Here is a 16545-nt window from a genome sequence, read left to right as displayed (position 1 = left end):
GGCGGGCCAGCGCCGCGGCGGCGGTGATGACGTGCTCGCAGTTGTCGAGGACGATCAGCAGGTCCCGGTCCGCGATCGCCGCGGCGAGGCGCCCGATCGGGTCGGGCGCCTCGAGCGACTGGAATCCGGCCTCGCGCAGGCCGAGCGCGCCGAGGACCGCCTGCGGGACCTGGTCCCCGTCCTCCAGCGGGGACAGGTCCGCGAAGACCGACTCACGCCGGCCCCGGCCCGCCGCCTCGATCGCCAGCCGGGTCTTGCCGGCGCCGCCGGGGCCGAGGACCGTGATGAGCCGCGCGTCGCGGAGCTCCTCGATGCGGGCGAGCTCGCGCTCGCGTCCGACGAAGCTCGTCAGCTGGGCCGTCGGCCGCCGGTGCGGCGCCGGCTCGGCCGCTGGGCGCGCAGGACGGCCAGCTGGATGGCGGCCAGTTCCGGGGAGGGGTCGACGCCCAGCTCCTCGGCGAGCAGGTGTCGGGTCTCCTCGTACACCGCGAGGGCCTCGGCGGGCCGCCCGGCGGCGTTCAGGGCGCGCATGAGCTGGCCGCGGAGCCGTTCCCGCAGCGGGTGCTCGGCCACCAGCCGCCGCAGCTCCGCGACCGGCGACCCGTCGGGCAGGGCCAGCTGAGCCTCGACGAGGTCCTCGGTCGCGGCCAGCCGGAGCTCCTCCAGGCGGGCCTTGTCCGCGTCGGCGAAGGGCAGGTCGGCCAGGGCCGGGCCGCGCCAGAGCCCGAGGGCCCGGCGGAGGATCGCGGCGGCGTCCGCGTGGGCGCCCGCTCCCAGGAGTCTCCGCCCTTCCCGGGCCAGCCGCTCGAAGCGATGGACGTCGACGTCGTCGGGGTCGACCGCCAGCCGGTATCCGATGCCGTCGTACTCGAGCGTCCCCGGCGGCAGGTGACGCCGCACCCGGGACACCTGCGCCTGAACGGCGTTGAGTGCACCGGATGGCGGTTCGTCGCCGTACTGGCCGTCGACCAGCTGCTGCACGCCGACCGGCCGGCCCGCGTGCAGCAGCATCATCGCGAGCAGCGCACGGGGCCGGGGACCGCCCACGGAGATCGGCTCCCCGTCGGCCGACCGCACGTCCAGGGGACCCAGGATGCCGAACCACATGCCGACGATTGTCCCGGCAAACCGGACGTTCAACGGCCGGAGGCGGCCGTCCGCCGCACCGGAGTGCACCGGAACCACATCCGCCCCGTTACGCCGCTGCAATCACGAATTTTCAGATAGTCGCCCGGATCAAGACTATCTGCCAACTAAACCCGCGATTCCCGGTAGGTAGGAGTTCGCCGCGTTTTACTCTGACATAGACAGGGGGTATTGATCATCGATCATGCGATGCGGGGGTTTTTATCCAGCGTGAACTGGAGTTGCCATGCCTTTACGTGATCGTCGCGAAAAACCTGCAAAGTAGGACACAGTGGATATTCGCACCGTGGGAGTTGAAGAGGAATTCCTCCTCGTCGACCCGAACACCGGAACGCCACGCGCGGCGGCCGACGCCGTACTCCGGCTCCTGCCGCACGGAGGCGATGGAGGGCTGCTCCAGAGCGAGTTCCAGCGCCAGCAGCTGGAGACCGGAACGCGCCCGTGCCTCTCGATGACCGAACTCGCCGATCAGATCCGCCAGAGACGGCGCCGCGCGGCGGCCGCCGCCCAGCGCCATGACGTGACCATCGCCGCACTCGGGACCTGCCCGCTCCCCGTCCGGCCGATCGTGACGCCCACCGAGCGGTACCTGCGGATGGCCGAGCTGTACTCCCTCACCGCGGCCGAACACCTCACCTGCGGGTGTCATGTCCACGTCGCGGTCAGATCACCCGATGAGGGCGTCGCCGTCCTCGACCGGATCCGTCCCTGGCTGCCAACGCTCCTCGCGCTGAGCGGCAACTCTCCGTTCTGGCAGGGAGCCGACAGCGGCTACGCCAGCTACCGCCGGCTGGCGGTGGGGCGCTGGCCGTCGGCGGGCCCCACCGAACTGTTCGGATCGGCGGCCGGCTACCGGGCCGCGATCGACGACATGCTGCGCACCGGCGCGATCCTCGACGAGGCGATGGTCTACTTCGACGCGCGGCTCTCCCACCACTACCCGACGATCGAGATCCGGGTCGCCGACGTCTGTCTCCTGGTCGATCACGCCGTGCTGATCGCCGCGCTGGTCCGCGCGCTGGTGGAGACGGCTGCCGCGGCCTGGCGAGCGGGCGAGCCGCCCCAGCAGGACCGGGTGGGACAGCTCCAGCTCGCCACCTGGCGGGCGGCCCGGTACGGCCTGCGGCAGGACCTGGTGCACCCCCTGACAGGTGTCCCGGTCCCGGCCGAGACGGCCGTACGGGCGCTACTCGACCACGCCGCGCCCGTCCTGGCCGAGAGCGGAGACCTCATCGCGGTCGAAGGGCTCCTCCTCGACGTGCTCAAACGCGGCAACGGCGCCGACCAGCAACGGGAGTTCCACCAGCAGACCGGCGACCTGTCCCAGGTGGTCGTCCAGGCCGTGGCCCGCACGCTGGAGGAGTGAGCCACTACGGCCGGTCGATGTGCGCGATGAGGTGGACGAGGAACGCGGAGACGGCCTTCGGCAGGGTCCGCTGGGCCATCGACTGGATCTGGAGGCTGCGGCGGGACATCTCCGGGTCGCTGATCGGCACGGCCACCAGCCCGTCGGGCCCCAGCCGCCGCCGATGCGTGAGCGAGCCCGCGATGGTGACACCGCCGTTGTTCTGCACGAATCCGTAGAGCGCACCGGAATAGTTACTGACGAAGGCGGGCTCGAATCGCAGCCCTTCCAGGCTGACGCAGATATCGAACAACTGCCGGATCGTGGTGCCCTTTTCCATCAGCGCCAGCGGATACGGCAGCAGGTCGGCGAGCCGGATCTCGGTCCGCTCGGCGAGCCGGTGACCGGCCGGGACCAGCGCGTGGATCGGCTGCGCCGCGGAGTACTCCACCTTGATGTCCGGCTCCGGGGCCAGGGCATAGGTGACGGCGAGGTCCGCGGCCCCCTCGCGGACCGCGTCGGTGGCCGCCGACGGCGCGTCGACGCGCAGCCGGAACCGCACGCCGGGGTACGACCCGCGGAAGGCGACGATCGCCTCGGGCAGGAGGTCCCGGGCGAAGCCCTCCGAACTGGCCAGCCGGATGACGCTGTGCCGGAGCGCGCCGAGGCCGCGTATCTCCTCAATGACCTGGTCGGACTCGAGCCGGCTGCGCCGCGCGTACGCCGCCAGCAGCTCGCCCGCTTCGCTGAGCACCATGCCGCGCGGCCGCCGTTCGAACAGCGGCACCCCGAGGTCGTGCTCCAGCTTCGCGATCTGCCGGCTGATGGCGGACGCCGCGACGTGCAGCTGCTCCGAGGCCTGGCTGATCGAGCCGGTGCCGGCCACCTCGAGGAAGTAGCGCAGCACGGGACCGGTGAGGTTCACGCCACTGAGGTTCACGCCGCACTCACCCCCTTGTCCCGGCGGACGGCGCCGATCGGACGACCCTATCCGTCGGGCGGCGCGTCTGCCTTGCCGTATCGGCAATGCCGCCTTCGGATAATGATAATTGTGCCGATGAAGGGCACTCACTAGCCTGCCTGGCATTAGACGAATTGGTCTTGCGGCAGGTCGACGGGCATATCGCCGCGATGTTTCCTGACTCTGGAAAGGATCACGGTGTCACGTTCGGCGGCGATCCGATACGCCCGCGATTACTTTGACTCCGGCGCATTTCAGGCCGCCCTCGAGCGGCGGGTCGCGGTCCCCACCGAGAGCGGGAGGCCCGAGTCGGTGCCCGTTCTGCGCCGGTATCTCGAACGGGAGATGGCGCCGGCCGTGGAACGCCTCGGCGCCGCCCACCGGATCATCGACAACCCCGTGGCCGGCCACGGCCCCTTCCTCGTCGCCCACCGCCACGAGGGGGACGGACTGCCGACCGTGCTGACCTACGGGCACGCCGACGTCGTCCCGGGTGACGCGGAGCGGTGGCGCGTCGGCCTCGACCCGTGGCGTCTCGTCGTCGAGGGCGATCGCTGGTACGGGCGGGGCAGCGCCGACAACAAGGGACAGCACACCGTCAACCTCGCGGCGCTGGAGCAGGTGCTCCGCGCGCGGAACGGCCGGCTGGGCTTCAACCTCAAAGTCCTCATCGAGACCGGTGAGGAGACCGGCTCGCCGGGGCTGCGGGCGCTGTGCGCCACCATGGCGGACGACCTCGCCGCCGACCTGCTGATCGCCTCCGACGGTCCCCGCGTCAGCGCGGAGCGTCCGACGCTCTTCCTGGGCTCGCGCGGCGGCCTCAACCTCACCCTGCGCGTACGGCTCCGGGACGGCGCCCATCACTCGGGAAACTGGGGCGGTCTCCTGCGCAACCCCGCCACGGTGCTCGCCAACGCGCTGGCGTCCCTGGTGGACGGGCGGGGACGCATCCTGGTGCCCGGCCTGCTCCCCCCGGAGATCCCGGCCAACGTCCGGCAGGCCCTCACGGACCTTCCGGTCGGCGGCGGCCCCGGAGACCCGGACGTCGACGAGGACTGGGGCGAGCCAGGGCTCACCCCCGCCGAACGTCTCATCGGCTGGAACACCTTCGAGGTCCTCGCCCTGTCCGGCGGAACGCCCGACCGGCCGGTGGGCGCCATCCCCGGCGAAGCGTTCGCCCACTGCCAGCTCCGCTTCGTCGTGGGCACGGATGCGGCAGGCGCCGAGGCCGCGATACGCCGGCACCTCGACGAGCACGGCTTCCCGATGGTGGAGGTCGAGGCGGGCCGCGTCATGCCGGCCACGAGGACGGACCCGGACGCCCCGTGGGTGCGGTGGGCCGCGACCTCGGTAGAACGCACCACCGGCTCCGCGCCCGCCATCATGCCGAACCTCGGCGGCACCATCCCGAACGACGGATTCGCCGACGCGCTCGGCCTGTGCACGATCTGGCTTCCGCACTCGTACCCGGCGTGCGCCCAGCACGCCCCCGACGAGCACCTGCTCGCGCCCCTGGCCCGTGAGGCGCTGGAGATCATGGCAGGTCTCTTCTGGGACCTCGGCGACACCGCCCGTACGTGACCGCCCCGGCGCATACAAGGAGAGAGATGGACGTTTCGACCACCGCGAACCGGCCGGCGGACAGCCCGTACGGAACCTCGGTACATCGTGTGATCATCGCGGCGTCCATCGGGAACGCGCTCGAATGGTTCGACATCGCGATCTACGGGTTCTTCGCGGCGACCATCGCCAAGATCTTCTTCCCCGCCTCCGACGACACCGTTTCGCTCCTGCTCGCGCTCGGTGCCTTCGGCGTGTCGTACGTCGTGCGGCCGCTAGGCGCGATCGTCCTCGGCCGGTACGCGGACCGGGTCGGCCGCAAGGCGGCGCTCATGCTGTCGATCAGGCTGATGATGCTCGGCACCCTCGTGATCACCGTCATGCCGGGGTACGCCGCCATCGGCCTGGTCGCGCCGGTCGCGATCCTCCTCGCCCGGCTCGTGCAGGGCTTCTCGGCGGGCGGAGAGTTCGGCAGCTCGACGGCGTTCCTGGTCGAGCACGCCCCGGGCATGCGCGGGTTCATGTCCAGCTGGCAGTTCGCCAGTCAGGGTGTCAGCACACTGCTCGCGGCGTCCTTCGGAACGGTGCTCACCGGGTCGCTGTCCACGGCGCAGCTGGAGACCTGGGGCTGGCGCGTCCCATTCGCCTTCGGCCTGCTGATCGGGCCGATCGGGTACTACATCCGCCGGAAGGTCGACGAGACCCCGGCGTTCGCCCGCGCGGCTGAGGCGGGGCAGGCGCACGGACCGGTGGCCGCGGTGCTGCGTGACCACAAGAGCCGGGTGTTGCTGGCGATCGGCGCGCTCGCCGTGTCCACGGCGATCACCTACCTGATCACCTACATCCCGGTCTTCGCCGTCAAGCAGCTCGGGCTGCCCACCTCGACCGGGTTCGCCGCGACCATGGTGACCGGTGCCGTTCTCACGGTCGGGACTCCCCTGGTCGGCTACTGGTCGGACAAGGTCGGCCGGACCCGGCCGATGGCGTTGTTCGCGGTGCTGATCCTGGCGCTGCTGTATCCGGCGTTCGCCTTCCTCGTCGCGCATCCGGGCTTCGGGGTGATCCTCGGGGTGATGTTCCTGATCGGCGTCCTGAAGGCCGGCTACTTCGGCCCGCTCCCGGCGCTGCTGTCCGACCTGTTCCCGACCGGCAGCCGCGCGACGGGGATGTCGCTCAGCTACAACCTGGGCGTCATGCTCTTCGGCGGCACCACCCCCGCGTTGATCGTCTGGCTGGTCGACGTCACCGGCGACAAGCTGGCCATCACCTGGTACCTGATGGCCCTCGCCGTGCTCAGCCTGGCATCCGTACTGATCGCGCGGCGCCGCCTCGGCCTCCGCTGACCACTCCCGCGGCGAGCATCAGCGGGCGTGCAGGTGACCGCCGAGGAAGACCAACTGGTCCGGCAGGTGCGGCTGCCAGAACGCTCCGTCATGGCATCCGCCGCTCATCGCCCCTTCCGGGCGCAGCCGCGTACGCAGCTTGCGGACCATCGGCGCGAACGGGTCGCTGGTGCCGCAGTCCACTCGGACCGGCACGCCCTTCAGCCGGTCCAGGCCCGCGAACACGTCATTGCGCGCGAAGTCGGCCGCGTCGTCGAACGCCTGGTGGTTCGTGCGGCGGGCGTTGTCGTACGAGGGGAACAGCGCGGGCGAGGAGGCGACGGCGGCGGCCATCCGTGGTGCGCCGACCGTCTCGGCCAGGAGCAGCGCGCCGTAGCCGCCCATCGACCAGCCGATCACCCCGAACCGGTCCGTCGACGCCCCCTGCCGGCGCAGCCGGGGCAGCAGCTCATCGACGATCATCCCGATGGGGTCCTCGCCGCTCGCGCGCCGGTGCCAGTACGTGCTGGGCCCGCCGTCCACCGCGACGAGCGCGAACGGCGGGACGCCGCGAGTGCGCACGACCTCGGTCAGGTAGCGGTCGAGGCGGAGATTCGCGGCGGCCGAGACCCCGTTGCCACCGTTGCCGTGCAGCGCCACCGCGACCGGCAGCCCGCGCAGCGACGTGACGCCGGCCGGGAGCACGACGACGGCCGTGACGTCGGTGCCCCGCCGACGCGAGGAGAAGGTCTGATTCTGGACCACGCCGGGGGTGCTCGGAGGGCTGGGCACGGACCCGCAACGCCCGATGGCCCGGTCGAACGCCACCTTGCCCGGCAGCACGTCCTCCTCGACGAGGACCGCGCCGACCCCTCCGGCGACCGCGACCGCCCCGAGTCCCGCGCCGCCGAACAGGAAGGCACGCCTCGACACCATGGAAACCGCCTCTCGCCGTCATGTTCCGAACAGAACAGACGCCCGCCGGCGGCCCGTGGTTCGACTCCGGGCGTCGGCCGCCGCCCCGTCGTCAGTCCCCGGGGCGAGGAGTCCCGCGATGCCGGTCCGTTGTCAGTCCTTGGGGAGGGGAGTCCCATCACGTGCCGTTTCCGGCGCCGGTGCGTCGCCCGGGCCGGCCTCTCGGGAGGCCTCGTCGGGCCGGAGCTCGACCCCGGAGAGCGGGTCGCCTTGCCCCGTGCCCTTGGCGTCGGCGGCGTAGCCCTCCGACGCGCTCGCCATGCCGGGTATCACGCGCTGCTGCGGAAGGCTCTCGTGGCCGGAGTGTGCGCCGGGGCCGCGGTCGGGCTCGTGAGTACGGTGTTCGCCGGTCTCGCTCATGATCGCTTGCCTCCTCGTTCGTTGCTTCGCTTGAGCGGCCGCGGCGCTGCGTGTACCCGGACGAACCAGACGGAAACCCCCGACGACGGCCGGGAGGGTCACATAGGGACCTCCCGGACTAGCGTCGGGAGACAACGTGCTTCAATCGCGACCGAAGATCTACGCGGTTTTTCGGAGTCCACGGAAGGGTAGAGACGCGCCGTGAAAGCCCGGTTCGTTCTGCATGTCGGCCCTCGACGCGTGGAGCTGCGCGAACGCGAGGTCGAGTCCCCGGCACCCGGGCAGGTCACGGTCGAGACGATCTTCTCCGGAATCAGCTCGGGCACCGAACTGCTCGCCTACCGCGGGGAGGTCCCGCCGGAGACGGCCCTCGACGAGGGCATCGACGCCCTCTCGGGCACCTTCGGCTATCCGTTCGTCTACGGCTACAGCTGCGTCGGCCGGGCCGACGACGGCGACCTGGTCTTCGCCTTTCACCCGCACCAGGACGTGTTCACCGCGCCGGCGGACTCCCTGATCCGCCTGCCCGCGGTGGACCCACGCGTGGCCACACTGTTCCCGCTGGTGGAGACGGCGCTGCAGGTCACGCTGGACGCCGCCCCCGGCTACGGCGATACCGTCGTCGTGCTGGGCCTCGGCGTGCTCGGCACGCTCACGGCCCTCCTGCTCGAACGGACCGGCGCGCGCACGGTGGCCGCCGAGCCGCTCCCCTGGCGCCGGAAGCTCGCCGCGTCGCTGGGCCTGCGCGCCGTACCGCCGGAGGAGCTGGCCGAGGTGATCCGGCGGGAGACCGACGGCGCGGGCGCCCGTACGGTCATCGACGCGACCGGGAGCGCGGACGCGCCCGGCCCGGCGCTCGCCCTCCTCGCCCACGAGGGCACCCTGCTGATCGCCTCGTGGCTCGGCACCAAGGACGCGACGCTCCCTCTCGGCCGCCACTTCCACCGCCGCCGGCTGACGATCCGCAGCACGCAGGTCTCGACGATCCCGGCCGCGCTCAGTGGCGGCTGGACGATCGAGCGCCGTCGCCGGGAGGCCGCCGCGCTGCTGGCCGGGCTGCCGCTGGAGTCGCTCGCCACCCACACCTTCCCGGTCGAACGGGTCGCCGAGGCGTTCGCGGCTCTGGACCGCGGCGAGGATGGCGTGATGCACGCCGCGCTGTCGTACGGAAGGGGAGACTAGATGGGGTACGAGGTCGGGCTGCACAAGACGGTACGGGCGATTCACCAGATGCCCGGCAAACCACCGCCGGAGGGGGAGCCCCACCACCACGACTACCGGTTCGAGGTCGTCGTGGCCCGCGAACGCCTGGACGAGCAGGACATGGTCTGCGACCTGGACGTTCTGGAGGCGGCGCTCGCCGACATGCTCGGGCGGATCGAGAACCGGGACCTGGAGATGATTCGTCCGCCCGAGGCGGCGGCGGTCACCGTCGAGGTGCTGGCGCGCTGGGCGCACGACACGCTCGCGGAGACCGTACGCAAGTCGGGCGCGGAGACGCTGTCCGTACGGGTCTGGGAGTCGCCGGAGGCGTTCGGCGGCTACTCGGCGAGCATCGTGGCGTAGGCGGTCAGGCAGCGTTGCGCGCAGCGGTCCCACGTGAAGCGCTCGAGGACGAGCTGCCGGGCGTCGTCGCCGAGCCTGCGGGCGAGCGGGCGGTCCGCGAGCAGCGTGCGGATGCGGTCGCGCAACTCCCCGACGTCGCCCGGCTCGACGAGGAACCCGGTCTCCCCGTCGCGGACGACCTCGGGCAGCCCGCCGAGCCGGCTGCAGATCACCGGCGTGCCGCTCGCCATCGCCTCCAGGACGGTCAGGCCGAGCAGCTCGGAGATCTCCACCGTCCGCCCGTAGCAGGTCCGGTGCACCGACGGCAGCACCACGACGGCGGCCTCCCGGTACAGCCGGGCCGCCTCCACGTCGTCGACCGGGCCGGCGAACCGTACGGGCTTCCCGGCGGCGAGCCGGGCGAGCAGCGCGAGATAGCCGGACTCGGGCGGGTGCGGATCGTGCCCGGTGCTGCCCACGACGGTCAGCTCGGCGCCGTCGGGCAACGCCTGGATCAGCCGGTCGAGCCCCTTGTGCGGGGTGATCCGCCCGACGAACAGCACCCCGGCGCGGTCGGCGCGCGGGTCCGGACGGTACCAGGCCGGGTCCGCGCCGCCGTACAGGACGTCGGTGCGGCCGGGAGGGGCGTTCAGCGTCCGCGCGGAGAACCGCGACACGACGAGGAACCGGTCGAACAGGCGCGGCAGCAGCCCGCACCACCCGCCGCCGCCCAGCCCGTGGTCGGTCACCGCGAGGTGCCGCCGCCGTACGAGGGCGGCCAGACGGCTGGGCGCGCTGCGCAGCTGATGCGTGTGGACGACGTCGGCGCCGGCGAGCGCCGGTGGTAGGCCCAGGGCGAGGGGGTGCGCGGGATGCCCGCGCCAGCACCCCCACCGGCGCAGCACCCGGATCCGCAGGCCGCCCGGCTCCAGGATCAGACGGGCACCCGGCCCGAACGTCACCAGCTCGCAGTCGACGCCGCGCGCCAGCGCCCGGGCCAGCATCAGCGGATACCGCTCACCGCCGCCGTACACGCCGTCGGCCCCGAAAACCGTCGGAGCCACGTGGATGACGCGCACCCTGTCGATCTCCCTCGTCACTCTGGGCGATCCGCTGACGATGACGGGCGGTTACCTTTACCACCGGCGGATGGCCGAGCTCGCGCCGGCGTACGACGCCCGGCTCACGTTCGCTTCCTTCCCGTCCCTGGCCTTCCCGCTCCCGGCCCTGGCCGCGCGCCGGGTCCTGCGGACGGTCCGCGAGCAGCGTCCCGACGTGGTCCTGATCGACAGCATCGCCGCGGCGTTCCTCGCGCCGGTGCGCCTGCCGCCGGGCCTGCCCGTCGCCGCGATCCTGCACCAGCCGCCGGGCGGCATCGACCACGGCCGACCGCGCGCGCTCGCGCAGGCGGTGCTGGACCGGTGGACGTACCGCCGGGCCGCCCGGCTGCTCGTCGCCAGCGAGCCTCTCGGCGCGGAGCTCGCCCGGCAGGGCTTCGCCGACCGCCTCGTCGTCGTCCCGCCGGGCCGCGACGTCCCCGAGCCGCCCCCGGGCCCGGCGGTTGATCTGCGCGCCGGGGCCGAGGCAGCGCTCCTGTGCGTGGCGAACTGGCTGCCCCGCAAGGGCGTCCTCGACCTGCTCGACGCCGTCGCGGCCCTCCCCGACGGCAGCGCCCGCCTGCACCTGGCCGGCGACGAGGACGCCGACCCGGCGTACGCCGCGCAGGTGCGGCAACGCCTCGGCGAGCCGGACCTGGCCGGACGCGTCGTCCGCCACGGACGCCTGCCGAAGGAGGAGATCGCCCGCCTCTACCGCGACGCCGACGTCTTCGTCCTGCCGAGCCTGCGCGAGCCGTACGGCACGGTGTACGGGGAGGCCATGGCTGCCGGGCTGCCCGTCGTCGGATGGCGCGCGGGCAACCTCCCCCACCTGGCCCGGGACGGCCGCGAAGGCCTCATCGTCGAACCGGGCGACATCCCCGCCCTGACGGCGACCCTCGCGAGGCTGTGCGCCGACTCCGGCCTGCGTGACCGGCTCGGCGCGGCGGCACGGCGGCGGGCCGAGGAGTTCCCCACCTGGGAGGACAGCGCGGCGCTCTTCTTCGGCACCCTGCGCGAGCTCACGCCGGCAGGGCCGACACGGCCTCGGTGAACGCCTCCACCGTCACGCCCGTCGTGCAGCCGGGCTCCACGGGCCGCCCTCGCACGGCGGCCGCTCGAACGGATCGCAGGTCAGCGGAGCTCAGAGTTGGCGAGAACGGGCGTCGGGGTCAGCGGGGGCCGGTGTCGGCCGGTACGGGCGGTGCCGACCGGGCGGCGTGGGCGTGGGCGTGCACGTCGCCGGCGTCGGGAACGGCGGTGCGCACCGCTCGCTCCACTGTGGCGTTGATCCCGTCGGCGTCCAGGAGACTGATGCCGTCGTCGAGATGGGTCTCCACCTCCACCGCGAGGGTCCGGCCCATCCAGCGCGCCCGGACCTCGGCCGCGCCGACGCCCGGCACACCGGCGGCGGCCGTGCGCGCGGCGTCGAGGTGTTCGGGGTCGACGCCGTCCATCAGGCGGTGCAGCAGGTCGCGGGTGACCTCGACGCCGACGTGGCAGATGAACAGTGTCACGGCCAGCCCGGCCACCGGGTCGCCCCAGCGGTAGCCGGCCGCCACGAGCGCGAGGCCGACCAGCGCGCCGAGCGAGGACACCGCGTCGAGCCAGGAGTGCTTCGCATCGGCGATCATCGTCGCCGACCGGATTCGGCGGCCGACCCGGAGTTTGTACCGGGCGACGATCTGATTGCCGACGATCCCGAGCGCCGCACCCGCCATGCCCAGCGCGGCGTCGGTGGTGGGTGTGCCGCCCATGAGCTTCTGGTAACTCTCGTACCCGGCGAACAGCGCGCTGGCCCAGATCACCAGCGACACGCCGAGCCCGGCGAGATCCTCCGCCCGCTCGTAGCCGTACGGGTATCGGGCCGTCGCGGGCCGCCGGGAGATCCAGAAGCCGAGGAAGACCACCGCCGACGTCGACACGTCGGAGAGGTTGTGCAGGCCGTCGCCGAGCAGCGCGACCGATCCGGTGACCAGGGCCAGGGCGATCTCGACGAGGGCGGTCACCGAGAGGCCCGCCGCCGAGACCGCCATCGCACGGTTCGCCGCTCTACGGTCGGCGGCCTCGTCACGCCCGGTGGACGCGGGAACGGCGGATGTCACGGCAGCGCACTCCTCGGCTCATACGGTCACTCCCCTCCATCATAGGTGATCAAGTGAATAGGTGTTCACATGTTCCTCGCGGTTACGATGGCGACATGGGACACGGCGTTGACGGACACACGACCCCCACCGGGCCGATCGACGCCGACCTGGCCAAGAGCGTCGCCGAGACCATGCAGGCCCTCGCCACCCCCAGCCGGCTGCTCATCCTCAGCCGCCTGCGGCAGGGCCCGTGCTCCGTCGGCGAGCTCGCCGACTCGATCGCCATGGAACGCTCGGCCGTCTCCCACCAGTTGCGCTACCTGCGCCACCTGGGTCTCGTCACCGGGGACCGGCACGGCCGCAGCATCGTCTACCAGCTGTACGACAGCCACGTCGCCACGCTGCTGGACGAGGCCGTCAGCCATATCGAGCACCGCCGTCTCGGCGTGACCGACGTCCCCCCGCGCACCGCCTGACGGGAAGCCGTCAGGGCAGCACGGGGAAGTTGCTGCGGAACACGTTGTGCGGGTCGTGCCGACGCTTGACGTCGCGCAGCCGGGCGAGCGCGGCGGGGGTGACCGCGTCGGCCACGGTCTCCCCGGGGTTCAGGAAGGTGAGGGGCTTGCGGCCGCTGACGGGAAGGGCCTCGGCGAGTGCGCGCTGCCGGTCCGCGACGGCCTGGGCCGTCGCCGGGTCGGCCGGGATGCCGAACAGGTAGAGCGCGAAGGGCTCGGTCAGCGGGCCGTGCGGGCTGTCGGACGGCTGGGTGAACGCGCCGCCGAGGTGCCGGATCTGCACGCTCAGCAGCGGGGCGATCGGCTCGGCCAGCAGCGTCTTGGCGGCGACGTCGTCCAGTTCGGTCAGCAGTTCGCCGCGTGACAGGCCCGCCCCCGGGTCGGTCGGTTCGGCGGTGATGGTCCCGAGCTCGGAGACCGGCATGACCCGTCTGCCGTCGGACAGCGGCCGGGCGAGGCGGTCCAGTGGGCTCAGCAGGTCGCGTGCCTCGTCCGCGTCGCCGAGGTACGTGGCGTCCACGGCGACCATGGGGTCCGCGCCGGGGAAGTGCAGCAGGTCCAGCCAGACGGTCAGCTCGTCCGGCGCGGTGGCGACGATCTGCCGGTAGGCGTCCAGCACGTCCGGGGTGTGCTCGGCCGTCCACAGGACCCGGCCGCCGTACAGGTGCGGCGCGGGGTGCAGGGCCAGTTCCAGGGCGGTGACGATGGCGAAGTCGCCGCCTCCGCCGCGCAGGGCCCAGAACAGGTCGGCGTCGGTGTCGGCGGTGACGTGCCGCCGTCGGCCTTCGGCGTCCACGACGTCGAAGGCGGTGACGCTGTCGGCGACCCAGCCGTGCTTGCGGCCGAACCAGCTGAGCCCGCCGCCGAGGGCGACGCCGGTGACGCTGACGACCGGGGAACTGCCGGGCAGGCCGGTCAGGCCGTACGGGGCGACGGCGGCCTGCACGCGGCCCGAGGGCACGCCCGCGCCGACGCGGGCACGGCGGGCGGCCGGGTCGATGTCGAGGGCGTCGAGCCGCCCGGTGCGCAGCAGGATCGTGCCCTCGGTACGGCCGGTGGCCCCGTGCCCGTTCGGCTGGGTGGCGACGCCGAGTCCGGCGGATCGGGCGTGGCGGACGAGCGCGGCGACGTCGTCGGCGTCGGCCGCCTCGACCACGGCGGCCACCGGCTGCTCGACGGCCAGGTTCCAGGGGCGGCGGGCGGCGTCGAAATCGGGGTCGCCGGGCAGCAGGACCCGGCCGCGGACGACGGAGCGCAGAGTGGTCAGGGGATTCATGGCGATCTTCCTTCTCTCGTGGTGAATCAGGCCGCGACGTGCTCGAGCACGTCGGCGCGCTCAGGTCGAGCCGGGCACGTCGTCCGGTGCTCTTGATGGCTTCACCGTGCCCGGTGGGGTTTGGGATCGGGCTGGGGTGGAGTTGGGTGCCGCGAAGCGCCCGGTGCGCGTCAGCCGAAGATGGCGGTGGGGTCGCCGGTGTACCAGGCGTTCTCGATGCGCACCCGGCGGATGACCCAGCGGTCGCCGTCACGGACCAGTTCGACGTCGTAGGGGTTCTTCAGCAGGGCGAAGGTTCCGTGGTCGGCGGTGAGTAGGTGCTGAGCCTCCACCAGAGCGGTCAGCCGCGCGGTGTCGGCGTCGACGGCGATGCGCGGGTTGGTGACCTGGTGGGTGGTGTCCACCCGGCCGGTGAACATGGCGAGGATGGTGGTGACGATCGTGTCCCGCCCGACCATCACCGGTGGTCGGCCGCCCCATTTGGCGGCCGCGGGGCGGAAGTCCAGTTCGGCGTCGGCGGCGAAGGCCGAGGCGAACAGTTCCTTGTCCTTGAGGTCCTGGCCGAGGCCGAACCGGTACAGCGCGTCCAGGATCTCGGCACGATCGCGCAGTTCCTTGACGACCGCGTCGGCGTGCCGGGCGGACACCGCGTACTCGTCGGTGACGAACATCGTCTACTCCCGTGCAGGTCAGAGGGGTTTTCGAGCGGTTCCACCCTCGTCCGGGGAGAGGCCCCGATCAACGCGGCTCTGCGCAAGGATCGTCAAGCTAGACTTAACGGTCATGCTGGAGCGGCACGAACTGGAGGCGTTCCTCACCCTCGCCGAGGAGCTGCACTTCGGCCGTACCGCCGAGCGCCTGCGCGTGTCCACCGCCCGGGTCAGCCAGACCATCGCCAAGCTGGAACGCCGCATCGGGATCCCCCTGTTCAACCGCACCAGCCGCCGGGTGGAGCTGACCGCGGTGGGACAGCGGTTGTACGAGGAGGTTCGGCCCGCCTGGGATCAGATCACCGTGGCGTTCGAGCAGGCCGTCGCCGTCGGCCGCGGCCTCACGGGCACGCTCCGGGTGGCCTTCGTCGGCGCCGCGAGCGGGCAGCTGCTCGTCGGCGCCACCGAGCTCTTCCGGGCGCGCAACCCCGACTGCGACGTCCACCTTCGTGAAGCGCAGATGATCGATCTCATGCCCTGGCTGCGGACCGGGGAGGTCGACCTCGCGATGGGCACGTGCCCCATCGACGAGCCCGGCATCGCCACCGGCCCGGTGCTCGTCTCCGAGGCGCGCATCCTCGCCGTCCCGGCCCAGCATCCCTTCGCCCGCCGCGCGTCGGTCTCCCTGGAAGACCTGGCGCGGGCGAAGCTCCTCCAGCTCCCCGGCACGCTGCCCGAGGCCCTGCGCGAGGACCGCACCCCGCGCACCACGCCGTCCGGGCGGCCGATCGAGCCCGGCCCCGCGGCGTCCACGTTCAACGAGATGCTCACCCTCATCGGCGCCGGCCAGGGCGTCTTCCCGGTCGGCGCGCACGCCAAGCGCTACTACGCCCGCCCCGACGTCGTCTACGTCCCGTTCTCCGACGCCCCGCCGCTGCGGTGGGGTCTGCTGTGGCGGGCCGACGGCGCCACCGCTCGCGTCCGCGCCTTCGCCGAGGCGGCCCACGACCTGGTCAGGGAGAACACCTGAGGGTCAGGCCGCCGCCCGCAGCCGGGCGGCCAGCAGCGCGCGCCCCTCGACGATCAGCCGGTCCACCTCCTCGGCGTCGTACCACTCGCCGTACGGGTGGCCGGCGACGGCCAGTTCGCAGAGGTGGATGAGCGAGCCGGTTCTGCGCGACAGCTTGTGGCACGCCCACTTCACCGACGTCTCCGCGTTCGCCTTCTCCAGCGCGCCCGGGGCGTCGGTGATCTCCGCCGTGATGGAGTCGCGGTTCGGTGCGAGCCCGGGGTCGGCCAGGATCCGCGCGGCCGCCGCCGCGGCACCCGCCTCGTCGCCCGCGAGCCGGCAGATCCGCGCCTCCAGCGCGTTCATCGTGACGACCGGGCTCCAGACGTTGTAGTTCGGCTCCGCTCCGGGCACCGGAACCGCCGCCGTGACGGAGCGCAGGACGTCGAGCGCTTCCGCCTCCCGTTCCAGCGCCCACAGAAACCTGGCGAGGTCGGCCTGGTCGTAGAGCTCCTTCATGCGGGTGTGCGACCACCGGCGGGCCAGGGACGTCTTGACCTTGGCGAGGTAGCGGTTCGTCTCGTTCGCGGGAAGGGCCGCCGCGGGGGGCGTCACCGTCGTCGTGGACCTGGACATGACCGGCATTCTCCCCTGACGCGGCCACGATGGACCGGCCTCACCCCGCGAGCAGTCGCCC

General features: G+C 72.6%; 17 protein-coding genes. 8 read left to right on the top strand and 9 right to left on the bottom strand.

Annotation, left to right across the window (positions count from 1 at the left end; translation table 11 throughout):
- Positions 1-348: 348 nt before the first annotated feature.
- A complete protein-coding gene (locus tag ACYVF7_RS02935; protein ID WP_460334436.1) occupies positions 349-1107 on the bottom strand; it encodes an AfsR/SARP family transcriptional regulator in 759 nt (252 codons plus the stop codon).
- Between the two features lie 310 nt (positions 1108-1417).
- On the opposite strand from ACYVF7_RS02935, the gene ACYVF7_RS02930 reads away from it, so the two are divergent.
- Positions 1418-2512 (top strand): carboxylate-amine ligase, encoded by a 1095-nt coding sequence (locus ACYVF7_RS02930; protein WP_460334433.1) that lies wholly within the window; start codon positions 1418-1420, stop codon positions 2510-2512.
- A 4-nt stretch (positions 2513-2516) separates the two neighbouring features.
- Here the strand turns inward: ACYVF7_RS02930 and ACYVF7_RS02925 are convergent, their stop codons facing one another.
- A complete protein-coding gene (locus tag ACYVF7_RS02925; protein ID WP_460334430.1) occupies positions 2517-3431 on the bottom strand; it encodes a LysR family transcriptional regulator in 915 nt (304 codons plus the stop codon).
- Positions 3432-3650: 219 nt separating this feature from the next.
- Between ACYVF7_RS02925 and ACYVF7_RS02920 the strand changes: the two genes are divergently transcribed.
- Complete coding sequence (locus tag ACYVF7_RS02920) at positions 3651-5033, top strand: M20 family metallopeptidase (RefSeq protein WP_460334427.1); 1383 nt, start codon at positions 3651-3653, stop codon at positions 5031-5033.
- A gap of 26 nt (positions 5034-5059) precedes the next feature.
- Positions 5060-6355: an MFS transporter gene (locus ACYVF7_RS02915; protein WP_460334424.1), complete on the top strand. Its 1296-nt coding sequence runs from the start codon at positions 5060-5062 to the stop codon at positions 6353-6355.
- 18 nt (positions 6356-6373) lie between these two features.
- On the opposite strand, the gene ACYVF7_RS02910 is transcribed toward ACYVF7_RS02915, so the two are convergent.
- Positions 6374-7270: an alpha/beta hydrolase gene (locus ACYVF7_RS02910; RefSeq protein WP_460334421.1), complete on the bottom strand. Its 897-nt coding sequence runs from the start codon at positions 7268-7270 to the stop codon at positions 6374-6376.
- Positions 7271-7402: 132 nt separating this feature from the next.
- A complete protein-coding gene (locus ACYVF7_RS02905) occupies positions 7403-7669 on the bottom strand; it encodes a hypothetical protein (protein ID WP_460334419.1) in 267 nt (88 codons plus the stop codon).
- Between the two features lie 201 nt (positions 7670-7870).
- Between ACYVF7_RS02905 and ACYVF7_RS02900 the strand changes: the two genes are divergently transcribed.
- Positions 7871-8851: a zinc-dependent alcohol dehydrogenase gene (locus tag ACYVF7_RS02900; protein WP_460334416.1), complete on the top strand. Its 981-nt coding sequence runs from the start codon at positions 7871-7873 to the stop codon at positions 8849-8851.
- Positions 8852-9235, top strand: a complete 384-nt coding sequence (locus ACYVF7_RS02895) for a 6-pyruvoyl trahydropterin synthase family protein (RefSeq protein WP_460334413.1) — start codon at positions 8852-8854, stop codon at positions 9233-9235.
- Here the strand turns inward: ACYVF7_RS02895 and ACYVF7_RS02890 are convergent.
- Positions 9211-10278 (bottom strand): glycosyltransferase family 4 protein, encoded by a 1068-nt coding sequence (locus ACYVF7_RS02890; RefSeq protein WP_460334410.1) that lies wholly within the window; start codon positions 10276-10278, stop codon positions 9211-9213. The genes ACYVF7_RS02895 and ACYVF7_RS02890 overlap by 25 nt on opposite strands.
- 4 nt (positions 10279-10282) lie before the next feature.
- On the opposite strand from ACYVF7_RS02890, the gene ACYVF7_RS02885 reads away from it, so the two are divergent.
- Entirely contained in the window at positions 10283-11365 is a 1083-nt protein-coding gene (locus ACYVF7_RS02885; RefSeq protein ID WP_460334407.1) for a glycosyltransferase family 4 protein, read from the top strand.
- A 118-nt stretch (positions 11366-11483) separates the two neighbouring features.
- Here ACYVF7_RS02885 and ACYVF7_RS02880 read toward each other — a convergent pair whose 3' ends face one another.
- Positions 11484-12416: a cation diffusion facilitator family transporter gene (locus ACYVF7_RS02880; protein ID WP_460334404.1), complete on the bottom strand. Its 933-nt coding sequence runs from the start codon at positions 12414-12416 to the stop codon at positions 11484-11486.
- A gap of 95 nt (positions 12417-12511) precedes the next feature.
- On the opposite strand from ACYVF7_RS02880, the gene ACYVF7_RS02875 reads away from it, so the two are divergent.
- Positions 12512-12874, top strand: a complete 363-nt coding sequence (locus ACYVF7_RS02875) for an ArsR/SmtB family transcription factor (RefSeq protein WP_460334401.1) — start codon at positions 12512-12514, stop codon at positions 12872-12874.
- A 10-nt stretch (positions 12875-12884) separates the two neighbouring features.
- Here the strand turns inward: ACYVF7_RS02875 and ACYVF7_RS02870 are convergent, their stop codons facing one another.
- Together ACYVF7_RS02870 and ACYVF7_RS02865 are read right to left on the bottom strand one after the other, a co-directional pair.
- A complete protein-coding gene (locus tag ACYVF7_RS02870; RefSeq protein WP_460334398.1) occupies positions 12885-14189 on the bottom strand; it encodes an FAD-binding oxidoreductase in 1305 nt (434 codons plus the stop codon).
- A 170-nt stretch (positions 14190-14359) separates the two neighbouring features.
- Positions 14360-14860 carry a nuclear transport factor 2 family protein gene (locus ACYVF7_RS02865; protein WP_460334395.1) on the bottom strand — a complete coding sequence of 167 codons (501 nt, stop codon included), beginning with the start codon at positions 14858-14860 and terminating at the stop codon, positions 14360-14362.
- 112 nt (positions 14861-14972) lie between these two features.
- Here ACYVF7_RS02865 and ACYVF7_RS02860 point away from each other — a divergent pair, with 112 nt between their 5' ends.
- Entirely contained in the window at positions 14973-15869 is an 897-nt protein-coding gene (locus ACYVF7_RS02860) for a LysR family transcriptional regulator (protein WP_460334392.1), read from the top strand.
- Between the two features lie 3 nt (positions 15870-15872).
- Here the strand turns inward: ACYVF7_RS02860 and ACYVF7_RS02855 are convergent, their stop codons facing one another.
- A complete protein-coding gene (locus ACYVF7_RS02855) occupies positions 15873-16484 on the bottom strand; it encodes a hypothetical protein (RefSeq protein ID WP_460334388.1) in 612 nt (203 codons plus the stop codon).
- Positions 16485-16545: the final 61 nt, after the last annotated feature.

The organism is Actinoallomurus acanthiterrae (assembly GCF_054775715.1).
The sequence above is the reverse complement of the archived record's forward strand: the minus strand, read 5'-3'. Positions and strand labels throughout refer to the sequence as shown.

Excerpts from the sequence above, each read along its gene's own strand:
- ACYVF7_RS02935 (WP_460334436.1), bottom strand. The coding sequence starts at position 1,107 with ATGTGGTTCGGCATCCTGGGTCCCCTGGACGTGCGGTCGGCCGACGGG.
- ACYVF7_RS02915 (WP_460334424.1), top strand. The coding sequence starts at position 5,060 with ATGGACGTTTCGACCACCGCGAACCGGCCGGCGGACAGCCCGTACGGA.
- ACYVF7_RS02910 (WP_460334421.1), bottom strand. The coding sequence starts at position 7,270 with ATGGTGTCGAGGCGTGCCTTCCTGTTCGGCGGCGCGGGACTCGGGGCG.
- ACYVF7_RS02905 (WP_460334419.1), bottom strand. The coding sequence starts at position 7,669 with ATGAGCGAGACCGGCGAACACCGTACTCACGAGCCCGACCGCGGCCCC.
- ACYVF7_RS02895 (WP_460334413.1), top strand. The coding sequence starts at position 8,852 with ATGGGGTACGAGGTCGGGCTGCACAAGACGGTACGGGCGATTCACCAG.
- ACYVF7_RS02885 (WP_460334407.1), top strand. The coding sequence starts at position 10,283 with ATGACGCGCACCCTGTCGATCTCCCTCGTCACTCTGGGCGATCCGCTG.
- ACYVF7_RS02875 (WP_460334401.1), top strand. The coding sequence starts at position 12,512 with ATGGGACACGGCGTTGACGGACACACGACCCCCACCGGGCCGATCGAC.
- ACYVF7_RS02870 (WP_460334398.1), bottom strand. The coding sequence starts at position 14,189 with ATGAATCCCCTGACCACTCTGCGCTCCGTCGTCCGCGGCCGGGTCCTG.
- ACYVF7_RS02865 (WP_460334395.1), bottom strand. The coding sequence starts at position 14,860 with ATGTTCGTCACCGACGAGTACGCGGTGTCCGCCCGGCACGCCGACGCG.
- ACYVF7_RS02860 (WP_460334392.1), top strand. The coding sequence starts at position 14,973 with ATGCTGGAGCGGCACGAACTGGAGGCGTTCCTCACCCTCGCCGAGGAG.
- ACYVF7_RS02855 (WP_460334388.1), bottom strand. The coding sequence starts at position 16,484 with ATGTCCAGGTCCACGACGACGGTGACGCCCCCCGCGGCGGCCCTTCCC.